9 protein-coding genes are annotated in these 13,073 nt (G+C 29.5%); all 9 read left to right on the forward strand.

Annotated elements, in window-relative coordinates; genetic code table 11:
- The first annotated feature begins 37 nt into the window (after positions 1 to 37).
- The 9 genes from BTO04_RS07780 to BTO04_RS07820 all read left to right on the forward strand — a co-directional run bounded on the left by BTO04_RS07780 (position 38) and on the right by BTO04_RS07820 (position 13,053).
- Entirely contained in the window at positions 38 to 1,579 is a 1,542-nt protein-coding gene (locus tag BTO04_RS07780; protein WP_087563964.1) for a glycine--tRNA ligase, read from the forward strand.
- An 89-nt stretch (positions 1,580 to 1,668) separates the two neighbouring features.
- Positions 1,669 to 2,871: a hypothetical protein gene (locus BTO04_RS07785; RefSeq protein ID WP_157662441.1), complete on the forward strand. Its 1,203-nt coding sequence runs from the start codon at positions 1,669 to 1,671 to the stop codon at positions 2,869 to 2,871.
- Positions 2,872 to 2,896: 25 nt separating this feature from the next.
- Positions 2,897 to 4,207, forward strand: a complete 1,311-nt coding sequence (pabB, locus tag BTO04_RS07790) for an aminodeoxychorismate synthase component I (protein ID WP_087563966.1) — start codon at positions 2,897 to 2,899, stop codon at positions 4,205 to 4,207.
- A gap of 20 nt (positions 4,208 to 4,227) precedes the next feature.
- Entirely contained in the window at positions 4,228 to 4,473 is a 246-nt protein-coding gene (locus BTO04_RS07795) for a hypothetical protein (protein ID WP_087563967.1), read from the forward strand.
- A 10-nt stretch (positions 4,474 to 4,483) separates the two neighbouring features.
- Entirely contained in the window at positions 4,484 to 5,308 is an 825-nt protein-coding gene (locus BTO04_RS07800; RefSeq protein WP_087563968.1) for an alpha/beta hydrolase, read from the forward strand.
- 75 nt (positions 5,309 to 5,383) lie between these two features.
- Complete coding sequence (tilS, locus tag BTO04_RS07805) at positions 5,384 to 6,700, forward strand: tRNA lysidine(34) synthetase TilS (protein ID WP_087563969.1); 1,317 nt, start codon at positions 5,384 to 5,386, stop codon at positions 6,698 to 6,700.
- Entirely contained in the window at positions 6,700 to 8,670 is a 1,971-nt protein-coding gene (locus BTO04_RS07810; protein ID WP_087563970.1) for a protein-disulfide reductase DsbD, read from the forward strand. The genes tilS and BTO04_RS07810 overlap by 1 nt, the downstream gene beginning before the upstream one ends.
- 216 nt (positions 8,671 to 8,886) lie before the next feature.
- Complete coding sequence (locus BTO04_RS07815) at positions 8,887 to 11,466, forward strand: phosphoenolpyruvate carboxylase (protein WP_087563971.1); 2,580 nt, start codon at positions 8,887 to 8,889, stop codon at positions 11,464 to 11,466.
- A gap of 51 nt (positions 11,467 to 11,517) precedes the next feature.
- Positions 11,518 to 13,053, forward strand: a complete 1,536-nt coding sequence (locus tag BTO04_RS07820; RefSeq protein ID WP_087563972.1) for a YifB family Mg chelatase-like AAA ATPase — start codon at positions 11,518 to 11,520, stop codon at positions 13,051 to 13,053.
- The last annotated feature ends 20 nt before the right edge of the window (positions 13,054 to 13,073 follow it).

A 13,073-nucleotide genomic window follows, 5' to 3' on the forward strand; every position in this document is an offset into this window, starting at 1 on the left:
TGAAAAACTTGTGTAAACGTTTATCTTTGTCGCCATTATGGCAAAACAAGAAGATCAATTTAAAAAAGTACTATCGCACGCAAAAGAATATGGTTATGTATTTCAATCTAGTGAAATTTATGACGGTTTAAGCGCGGTTTACGATTACGCTCAAAATGGTGTTGAGTTAAAGAAAAATATTAGAGATTATTGGTGGAAAGCAATGGTTCAAATGAATGAGAACATTGTAGGTATTGATGCCTCTATCTTAATGCACCCTACAACTTGGAAAGCTTCTGGTCATGTAGATGCATTTAACGATCCTTTAATTGACAATAAAGATTCAAAGAAAAGATATAGAGCAGATGTTTTAATTGAAGATTATTGCGCTAAAATTGAAGGAAAAATTAATAAAGAAGTAGCCAAAGCAGAAAAGCGTTTTGGAGACACTTTTAATAAAGAGGAGTTTATTTCTACTAACGGAAGAGTTGTTGGTTATCAAGAAAAAATAAATACTATTCTTGCAAGAATGGGCACCTCTTTAGAAAACGAAGATTTAGTAGATGTAAAAGCATTAATTGAAGAATTAGAAATAGCAGATCCTTTAACTGGCTCTAGAAACTGGACAGACGTTAAGCAGTTTAACTTAATGTTTGGAACAAAATTAGGTGCTTCTGCAGAAACTGCAATGGATTTATATTTACGTCCAGAAACAGCTCAAGGAATTTTTGTGAACTTTTTAAATGTTCAAAAAACTGGGCGAATGAAAATTCCTTTTGGAATTGCGCAAACAGGAAAAGCTTTTAGAAATGAAATTGTTGCAAGGCAATTTATTTTTAGAATGCGTGAATTTGAACAAATGGAAATGCAATTTTTTGTAAAACCAGGAACTCAAAAAGAATGGTATGATCAATGGAAAGAAACACGTTTAAAATGGCACTTATCTTTAGGATTGGGCGCTGAAAATTATCGTTTTCATGACCATGATAAATTAGCACATTACGCAGATGCAGCAGCAGATATTGAGTTTAATTTCCCTTTTGGATTTAAAGAATTAGAAGGAATTCATTCTCGTACAGATTTCGATTTAAAAGCACATGAAAAATTTTCTGGTAAGAAATTACAGTATTTTGATCATGAAGAAAATAAAAGTTATGTGCCTTATGTTGTAGAAACTTCTATTGGTTTAGATAGAATGTTTTTAGCAGTTTTCTCTAACTCTTTAGTTGAAGAAGCATTAGAAAACGGAACAACACGTACGGTTTTAAAATTACCAGCAGTTTTAGCCCCTTTTAAAGCAGCAATTTTTCCATTGGTTAAAAAAGATGGATTACCAGAAGTTGCTCGCACAATTATGGATGATTTAAAATGGGATTTCAATGTTTTTTATGATGAAAAAGATGCTGTTGGAAAGCGTTATAGAAGACAAGATGCAGCAGGAACTCCTTTTTGTATTACAGTAGATCATGACACTTTAGAAGATAATTGTGTTACCATTAGACATAGAGATACAATGGAGCAAAAACGTGTAGCTATTTCTGATTTAAAAGATATTATTAAAGCAGAAGTTGATGTAAAAAATTGGTTACAAAAAATGTAATATTTTTACAACACAAAAAAAAAGCAATCCTATTTGGATTGCTTTTTTTTTTCTAAACTTTTGCGTATTTTTATAATATGAAACAAAAAATGTTCCATATCTTATTATTATTTTCCATTTTCTTTCATGCTCAAGAAAAAGATACAATTATATTAAAAAATGGTATCGATAAACAAAGTATTCTAACAACACATCATTTTGGAATTTTTAGCGCAAGAATAAATCAGAACTTTAAAGTTAGACCACCTAAGAGATCAACAATAGAACTTACAATAGAAAGTGGTAATAATTTTCATCCTTTTGTAGAAGCTTATTTACCTAAAGACAAATTAGTTAGACAACAGTTAAGCGAACTAGCCTGGTACAATAGAAATTTTAATTTTGTAGACCAGCAAACAACGCCTGCAGAGTATATGAACATTGTTGTTGATGCTGTTTTTAAAGGTTTTAGAGTTGATTTTAATACAAGAATTGCTAAAAATCACGAGCTAGGAATTTCATTAAGAACTTATTTAGTAACACAAGGTCATTATCCTTTTTCTGTATTTTCAAATGATGAAACTTTAGAGTGGTTTCATAGCAATATTGCTGGAGGAGAAGATCCTTATGGTAGAAGGTATTGTGGTTTAAATAAAGTAAACGTAAAATATACTGACAGAAATGGCCGTAAAATGGAGTTGAAAAATGGCGATTTTATTTTTGCTGGAATTGAGCTTAACCATTTTTACTATCCAGAATTCATCAATAAAAAAAATGATGATTTTAAGATGAACTTCGGTTCTCATTTAGGAATAAATACCTCAAAATTTAATCCATCAATTGATATTGGTTTGTCTGCAAATGCAATTAAAAAATGGAATATAAAAGACAAATACGATGTACGCTTAGGGCTTGGAATTAGCGTTTTAAGAAAAAATTTTATCAACTTTAATGATGTTGTAGAATTAGGAGATAATACTTTTTTAGGAACCTTAGAACCACAAATTGAGTTCACAAAATATACTCAAAAAAAGAATTATCATTCCTTTGGTGTTAATTACCAAAGACAAACAAGTTATAGTAATAGAAAACAAGCAGATTATACACAATATATTGGCTTGTATAAAAAAATACACGCTGGTTGGCAATACGGGTTTCAAAAATTATATGAACACCTTTCTGCTTGGACTATCCTATATACTTATGGTAGAAAAAACTACAAATTTTCTCTATATATAAAAGAAGATTTATACGTAAATAATGCGCCAGATATACAAACTGGAATCAGTTTAAAAATTCCGCTTTCTAAATAATAAGATTTGTATTTTTGTAGAAATTATGCAAAGAACAATCAAAACTTTTTCTATTGATAAAATTAATGAATTTAAATCTAATTTATTAACATGGTCACAACAGTATGAAACAGTTATATGGCTAGATTCTAACCAATACAATAAAAGTTACTCTTCTTTTGACTGTGCTTTGGCAGCAGATGAATTTACCGCTATAAAAACAGATTATTTTAATGCTTTTGAGAAGTTAAAAGAATATCAGACAATTACAAAAGATTATATTTTTGGATATATTTCTTATGATGTAAAAAATGATATTGAACAACTTACTTCCAAAAATTTTGATGGTTTAGGTTTTGCTGATTTGTATTTCTTTCAACCACAAAAACTTGTTTTTATTAAAGGAAATTCTGTTGAATTTCAATACTTAAAAATGGTTGATGATGAAATTGAAAATGATTTTGAAGTTATTTCAAAGCTGTCTTTTCACTCAGAAAAAAAGGAATTAAAAAATAAAGCTGATCTTAAAATAAAACTCCGAATTCATAAAGAAGAATACCATAAAAAAGTAACTAAAGTATTAGAACATATTCATCGTGGAGATATTTATGAAGCTAATTTTTGTCAGGAATTTTATGCTGAAAATGCAACCATAAATCCGCTGGAAGTTTATCAACATTTAAATGAAATTTCAGAACCTCCTTTTGCTACATTTTTAAAAATGGAACATCAATATTTATTATCGGCATCGCCAGAAAGGTATATCAAAAAAGAAGGAACAAAAATTATTTCTCAGCCAATAAAAGGAACAGCAAAAAGATTAATAAGCACAATTGATGATGATAAAATTGCATTTGATTTGTCTCGCGATGAAAAAGAACGCTCAGAAAATGTAATGATTGTAGATTTGGTAAGAAATGATTTATCTAAAATTGCAAAAAAAGGAAGCGTAAAAGTGGAAGAACTATGCAAAGTTTATTCGTTTAAACAAGTGCATCAATTAATTTCTACAGTGGTTTCAGAAGTTGAAGAAAATACACATCCAATAGACATTATTAGAGAAACGTTTCCTATGGGAAGTATGACTGGTGCCCCAAAATTTTCTGCAATGAAAATAATTGAAGAACTAGAAGAAACCAAACGTGGTTTATATTCTGGAACTGTTGGGTACTTTACTCCTACTGGCGATTTTGACTTTAATGTTGTTATTAGAAGCATTTTATATAACGAAGAAAAAAAATACATTTCTTATTCCGTTGGAGGAGCAATTACAGCAAAATCTACCGCAGAAAAAGAATACGAAGAATGTTTGCTTAAAGCCAAAGCAATGAGACATGTTTTATTGAATTCAAAGTAAGATTTAACTATATTTACTCTATGATTACAGATCAAGAAGAAAAATTTGAAAATGTACTTTCTCAACTCACAGAGAGAATTACTGAACAAGCAATGTTTAATAAATTTTTAGAAGTGTATCCTGCAGAATGGAAAAAGCTAAAAATCACATTTTCTAAATTTAAAAGAAGCAAACAATTTGGTAAAACGATTCCGTTACCAAGACCTGAGCAATCCTTAAAAACAGCTATTAGAGTTTGGTTAAAAAAGAAAAACAGTATTATTTAAACCTAAAATCATGACACATAAAGAATTTACTTTTACTATTTATAAAACAGATTTTTATGGTCAATTTTGGGAAGCAGAAAACACAAAAGCTGTTGTAGTTTTAGTTCATGGAATGGGAGAACACTCTGCAAGATATGCAGATTTTGTTGTTCCAAATTTATTGAAAAATGATTTTAGCGTTGTTGCTTTTGATCATTTTGGACACGGGAAAACTTCTGGAAAGCGTGGTCATAACCCTAGTTTTGATGCCGTTTTAGAGAGTGTTTCTAAAGTAATTGAAAAAGCAAAAACTATTTTTCCTAATACACCTATTTTCTTGTATGGCCATTCTATGGGAGGAAATGCCGTTCTAAATTACGTACTTAGAAAAGAAAATTCTTTACAAGGAGTGATTGCAACAAGTCCGTTTTTAAAACTGGCTTTTCAGCCACCAGCTTGGAAATTAGGGATGGGAAAATTATTGCAGAAAATTGCACCCTCAATTACGATGGGTAATGAATTAGACCCTAATGATATTTCTAGGGATAAAAAAGAGGTTGAAAAATATATTAATGATCCATTAGTACATGATAAAATTAGTCCTAATTTTTCTTTAACATTTATTGATACTGGAGATTGGGCGATTAAAAATGCAAGTTCATTAAAAACACCAATGTTACTATTACATGGAACTGGTGATAAAATTATTGATTATAAAGGAACTGAAGAATTTGCCAAAAATACAAAAAAAGCGACTTTAAAATTATATGAGGGTGGTTATCATGAATTGCATAATGACTTGTGTAAAGAAGAGTTTATGGCAGCTATTATTAATTGGTTAAACACTAAAATATAATCCCCATTTAACGTTATAACAAAAGCTATTAATCCTCATTTTTAATTACATTAAAATAACCTATTTTTAAACAAAATGTTACAAAAATTCAAAGAACATATTAATAGTGATTTTTCGTTTTTAAGCGACAAAAAATTACTTATTGCTATTTCTGGCGGAATTGATAGTATTGTTTTAAGTCATTTATTACATCTTTCAAATTTTGATATTTCTTTTGCGCATTGCAATTTTAACTTGAGAGGAAATGAAAGTGATGAGGATGAGGTTTTTATAAAAGAACTTGGAAAAATACTTAACAAAAAAGTTTTTACCACTCATTTTGATACAGAAAATTACGCAAAAGAAAACAAAAAATCCATACAAATTGCGGCAAGAGATTTACGTTATAATTGGTTTAAAGAATTAATAAAAGAATACCAATACGATTACATTATTACTGGGCATAATACCAATGATAATTTAGAAACATTTTTAATCAATTTATCTCGCGGCACCGGTTTAGAAGGTTTAACAGGAATCCCTCCTATTAATGGTAAAATTGTTAGGCCATTATTAGCATTTTCTCGAGATGAAATTGTATTATTTGCTATAAAAAATAATATTACTTGGAGAGAAGATAAATCCAACGCATCTATAAAATACGTTAGAAATAAAGTAAGACACCAAGTACTTCCAATTCTTAGAGAGATAAATCCAAATTTATTAAGTTCTTTTCAGAATACATTAACTTACTTAAATGAAAGTCAGCAAATTATTGATGAAAAAGTAGCTGAAATTTCATCAAAAATAATTAAAAAAGACCCAAATGGAATTCTTAAAATTGACATTTTAGAGTTCGATAAAACACCCCATAAAAAAGCATATTTATATCAGATTTTAAAAGATTATGGTTTTACAGAATGGAATGATGTTGTAGATTTAATTACGGCACAATCTGGCAAACAATTATTTTCTAAAGAATATCGTTTAATTAAAGATAGAGAGTTTATTATTCTAACAAAAATTAATACAGCTTTAGAAGCTATAAATCAATTTAAGATCCTAGCATCAACAAGGAAAATTAAAAAACCAATTGCTTTAAGTTTAAATATTGTTAGTGAAGAAATAGATATAGATAACAAGACTATCTATGTTGATAAAGACTTGTTAAAATTTCCTTTAATTGTAAGAAAATGGGAATATGGCGACTATTTTTGCCCAACAGGAATGAATGGGACTAAAAAAATAAGTCGTTATTTTAAAGACAAAAAATTATCTCTCCTAGATAAAGAGAACATTTGGTTGCTTGCTAACGCTGATAACGAAATTATTTGGGTAATTAGTTACAGACAAGACAACCGATTTTTAGCAACAAATACAAGCAAAAATATTTTAAAAATAACCGCTTTATAATGAAGAATATTATATCACTACTTATTTTACTATTTACGATTTCAATTAATGCACAAACTGAAGAAAACCCTGTTGTTTGGAAAACATCTGTAGAAAAAATTTCCGACACTCAATTCGATTTAATTTTTACTGCAAAAATACTAGATAAATGGCATTTATATTCTCAATATAATCCAGAAGATGCTTCACTTCCGTTAGTTATTTCAATTTCTGAAGAAGAAAATAACTTTAATTTAATTGGAAAAGCAAAAGAAAGTGAAACTCATAAAGAATATACCGAAATTTGGGAAAAGGATGAAATTTTCTTTAAAGAAAAAGCAACAATAACTCAAAGAATTCAACTTACAAATAAAGAGATTACAACTGTAAAATTAAATTTATTTGCTCAAGTTTGTAAAGAAGCTTGTATTCAAATAGAAGAAGATTTTACGTTTTCTTTAAATGGAAAAACAGTTGTACAAAAAGCAATTATTTTAGATGATAAAAGCAAGACACTCACAAAAAAATTAAAATTAGATTTAAAAAATACCGCTCTTTTAAAAGCAAATTCTGATGACAAATCTGAATCTAAAAATACACTTTTTAATATTTTCTTTTTAGGTTTTATTGGTGGTTTACTCGCTTTATTAACGCCCTGCGTTTTCCCAATGATTCCTTTAACGGTTTCCTTTTTCACAAAACAATCTCAAAGCAAAAGCAAAGGAATTACAAATGCTGTCTTATACGGTTTATTTATTGTAATAATTTACATTTTATTAAGTCTACCTTTTCATTTTTTAGATAGTTTAGATCCAGAAATTTTAAACACAATTTCTACTAATATTTGGCTAAACATTTTCTTTTTTGTAGTATTAATTTTCTTTTCGTTTTCGTTTTTTGGTTTTTACGAAATTACGTTACCAAGTTCTTGGGGAGATAAAATGGATTCTGCTTCTAGTATTGGAGGAATAATAGGTATTTTCTTTATGGCTTTAACATTGGCAATTGTTTCCTTTTCTTGTACAGGTCCAATTTTAGGTTCTCTTTTAGCCGGTTCTTTAACTTCGGATGGAGGTGCAATGCAATTAACTGCAGGTATGACTGGTTTTGGAATGGCTTTAGCATTACCTTTTGCTTTATTCGCACTATTTCCTAGCCTTTTAAATTCTTTACCAAAATCGGGTGGATGGTTAAACACAACAAAAGTAATTTTAGGTTTTTTAGAACTAGCTTTAGCCTTTAAATTCTTATCAAACTCAGATTTAGTTGGACATTGGGATCTTTTAAAACGAGAAATATTTATAGGAATTTGGGTTGTCATATTTATAGGTTTGGCTTTATATTTATTAGGAAAAATAAAATTTCCACATGATTCACCAATAAAAAAATTATCATTTTCTAGAATTTCATTTGGCGTTTTAACAATCGCTTTTGTAATTTATTTAGTACCTGGTGTAATGAAAAACCCAACATGGAATCAGAATTTATTAAGTGGTTTTCCACCACCGCAATTTTACAGTATTTACGAGCAAGCATCAGATTGTCCTTTAGGTTTAAATTGTTATAAAGATTTTGATGAAGGTTTGGCTGCTGCAAAAGAAGCTAATAAACCAATTCTATTAGACTTTACGGGTTGGGCTTGTGTAAACTGTAGAAAAATGGAAGAGAATGTTTGGAGTGAACCAGCTATTTATAATCTATTAAAAAATGAATATATTTTAATTTCTCTATATGTAGATGATAACGAAAAAGAGCTTCCAAAAGAGCAACAATTCAACTATTTAAAAGCCAATGGAAAAATTAAAAAAATTAACACTGTAGGTGATAAATGGGCAACATTTCAAGCAATAAACTTCAAAACTGCATCACAACCTTATTATGTTTTAATGAATGCTGATTTAGAAATTTTAAATGTGCCACAACAATATACAGACAGAGATACGTATTACAATTGGCTAAAAGAAAGTTTATTACTTTTTAAAAAGAAGTAATACTACTAGGTGAAAATAGCATCATTTTTTAAACTAATCGCAACCATTTAAAAATTTATAACTTACAAAAAGTTCAAGTAGAGAGATAAATTAAACATTCTCTTTAAAACAGCTAATATTTCTATCGTTTTCGTAAATAATTACAAGATTATTCGTAAAAAGGTAGGTTTTATGATTTTGCTTTTTTGTAATTTTAATCCGCAAAACCATAATAAAATGAGTAATTTACCTAAGCTTGAAAGATTTAATGAGAATGTACTTTCTAAATATCAAATTTATAACAGTATTTTCACAACGCTTCCATTTGACACCATAGATGATACTGGGGTTTTATTACCTCTTTTGCACAAAGTATGTGAGAAAGGTTTTCAATTAGAGAAAAATCCTACAGAAATTGTAGACCATTTTTTTGAAAAATATCAAGAAAATCCTACAGAAAAAGAGAAAACAGATTTACTTTTTCGTTTTATTCAGTTTATAGAACGTCAAGTCGTTTTATTTGATGCTGTAGAAGACGCTGCTTATCCTGTAGTAAATAATATGGATGGCTATGGAACTCTTAGAAATTCTAAGGAATTTGCCTACTTAAACAATAAAAAAGACGAACTAAAAGCACATTTAGAAGACTTTAAAGTACGTATTGTTTTAACAGCCCACCCAACTCAATTTTATCCAGGTACCGTTTTAGGTATTATTACAGATTTAGACAAAGCGATTCAGAATGATGACTTACTTTTAATAAAAAAATTATTAGCACAGTTAGGAAAAACCCCTTTTTACAAAAAAGAGAAACCATCTCCTTTTGATGAAGCTGTTAGTTTAGTTTGGTATCTAGAGCATGTTTTTTATCATTCTATTCCTAAAATATATAACTATATACAAGATCATATTTATGATGGAAAACCAATAGAAAATGAAATTATTGATCTTGGTTTTTGGCCTGGTGGAGATAGAGATGGTAACCCATTTGTAACTACTAAGATAACCTTAGATGTTGCAGAAAGGTTAAGACAAACTGCATTAAGAAGTTATTACAGAGATGTAAGACGATTAAAAAGAAGATTCACTTTTGACGGTGTTCATGAAATTTTAGCTAGAATAGAAAAAAGATTATATAAACACGTTGTAAGAAGTTATGCCAAAGTTAATTTCTCTCAAAAAATCTTATTAGAAGAATTATATGCTGCTAGAGAAATTATAGTAAACAATCATCAATCTTTATTTGTAGAAGAGTTAAATGATTTTATTAACAAAGTAAGAATATTTGGCTTCCATTTTGCTACTTTAGATATAAGACAAGATAGTAGAGTACACCATCAAGCTTTTACACAAATTATAGCAGATTTACATAAAACAGGAGACACTACCTTCCCTAAAAATTATTTAAGCCTTTCAGAAAAAGAACAAATAGAAATTTTAGCGGTTGTAAAAGGAACTATTGACCCTAGTATTTTAACTGATGAAGATGCTGTTAAAACAATTGAATCTATTTATGCCTTAAAAGAAATTCAGAAAAGAAACGGAGAACGTGGAGCAAATCGTTACATTATTAGTAACAATCAAACGGCTCTAAATGTGATGGAAACATTTGCTATGTTAAATTTATGTGGATTTGAAAATGAATTACCAGTAGATGTAATTCCGCTTTTTGAAACTGTAGAAGATTTAGAAAATGCAGAAGATGTAATGAGAACTCTATACGCTAACAAAACCTATAGATATCATGTATCTAAAAGAAAAGACAAACAAACAATAATGTTAGGTTTTTCTGATGGAACAAAAGATGGAGGTTATTTAATGGCAAACTGGGGTATTTTCAAAGCAAAAGAAGCACTTACTAAAGTTTCTAGAGAATTTGATATTGAAGTTATTTTCTTTGACGGACGTGGAGGACCACCTGCACGTGGAGGTGGAAAAACACATCAATTTTATGCTTCTTTAGGACCAACAATAGAAGATAAAGAAATTCAATTAACGATTCAAGGTCAAACAATTAGTTCTAATTTTGGAACAAAAAACTCTTCTCAATACAACTTAGAGCAATTAATTAGTTCTGGAATTAAAAACGAGGTTTTTACAAAAGACCAATTAAATGATACGCATAGAGAATTAATGGATGACATGGCTTCTATCAGTTACAAAACGTATGTAGATTTCAAAAATCATCCAAGGTTTTTACCGTATTTAGAAAAAATGAGTACGTTAAAATACTATGCAAAAACGAACATTGGTAGTAGACCTAGTAAACGTTCAAATTCTGATACTTTAGATTTTTCTGCACTTAGAGCCATCCCTTTTGTTGGTAGTTGGAGTCAGTTAAAACAAAATGTCCCTGGTTTCTTTGGTGTTGGTACAGCTTTAAAAAAATATGAAGATGCTGGTAGATTTGATGAAATTATCGAATTTTACAACGCTTCAGATTTCTTTAGAACATTACTAGAGAACAGTATGATGAGTTTAACAAAATCTTTCTTTGGGTTAACAGCATATATGGCTGATGATGAAGAATTTGGAGCGTTTTGGAAGTTGATTTTTACGGAATATGAAACTACAAAAAGATTACTTTTAAAACTTACGGGTCATAAAGAGTTAATGGAAAATTTTCCGGTTGGAAAAGCTTCTATTGAAGTAAGAGAAAAAATTGTTTTACCCCTTTTAACAATTCAACAATATGCTCTTAAAAAAATTCAAGAGCTTCAAAAATCTAATGGGTCAATTAAAGAAATAGAAGTGTACGAAAAAATTGTAATGCGTTCTTTATTTGGTAATATTAATGCAAGTAGAAATTCTGCTTAAAAGCTACAAATAACATTTCATACTTTTTTCTTTATCTTTAAAGAAAAAAGTATGCTTGTTAAAGTTTTTGGTTCTGCCGTTTTTGGTATTGAGGCCACCACAATTACCGTTGAAGTAAATATTGATAAAGGTATTGGTTATCATTTGGTAGGTTTACCAGATAATGCAGTTCGTGAAAGTTCTTACAGAATTTCTGCTGCTCTTAACAACAATAATTACAAACTTCCTGGTAAAAAAATAATCATTAATATGGCACCTGCTGATATTAGAAAAGAAGGTGCTTCTTATGATTTAACACTGGCTGTAGGAATTCTTGCTGCGTCAAATCAAATTAAATCTGACAATATAAATGAGTATGTTATTATGGGTGAACTTTCTTTAGATGGAAGTTTACAGCCTATAAAAGGTGCTTTACCAATAGCAATTAAGGCGAGAGAAGAAGGTTTTAAATATCTTATTTTACCAAAACAAAACGCAGAAGAAGCAGCAATTGTAGACAGTTTAGAAATTCTTGGAGTTGAAAACATTCTAGAAGTTATTAATCATTTTAATGAGAATAAAAAAATTGAACCAATTATAATTGACACTAGAGCTGAATTTTACAAAAACATAGACTTTCCAGAATTTGATTTTTCTGATGTAAAAGGACAAGAATCTATAAAGCGTTGTATGGAAATTGCTGCATCAGGTGGCCATAATGTAATATTAATTGGTCCTCCAGGAGCAGGAAAAACAATGTTAGCAAAACGTTTGCCTTCAATTTTGCCTCCAATGACTTTACATGAAGCGTTGGAAACAACAAAAATTCATTCAGTTGTTGGTAAAACAAAAAATAACGGATTGTTATATCAACGTCCTTTTAGAAGTCCTCATCATACAATTTCTGATGTAGCTTTGGTTGGTGGAGGTCAGTATCCACAACCAGGAGAAATATCCCTTTCGCATAACGGTGTTTTATTTTTAGATGAATTACCAGAATTTAAGCGAGGTGTTTTAGAAGTTTTAAGACAACCTTTAGAAGATAGAGATGTTACTATTTCTAGAGCAAAATTTACAGTTACTTATCCTTGTAGTTTTATGTTGGTGGCAAGTATGAACCCAAGTCCGTCTGGTTTTTTTAACGACCCAAATTCTCCTATGACTTCGTCTCCACAAGAAATGCAGCGTTATTTGAGTAAAATTTCAGGCCCTTTATTAGATAGAATCGACATTCATATTGAGGTAACACCAGTCCCTTTTGAAAAACTTTCTGAAGAACGTAAAGGGGAAGGAAGTGTAGAAATTAGAAAGCGTGTTACTGCTGGACGAGAAATACAATCTGAGCGTTTTAAAGACTTTGAAAACGTACATTATAATGCACAAATGAATGTAAAACAGATTCGGAAATTCTGTAAACTCTCTGAGGAAAGTAAAACATTGTTAAAAACTGCTATGGAAAAACTAAATCTTTCAGCTAGAGCTTATGATAGAATTCTAAAAGTTTCTAGAACCATTGCAGATTTAGCGAATATTGAAGATATTTCTCCAGATCATATTGCAGAGGCAATACAATATAGAAGTTTAGATAGAGAAGGTTGGTTGGGGTAAAATAGACGGAGTAGAAAAAT

This window comes from Polaribacter sp. SA4-10, assembly GCF_002163835.1.
GTDB lineage: Bacteria > Bacteroidota > Bacteroidia > Flavobacteriales > Flavobacteriaceae > Polaribacter.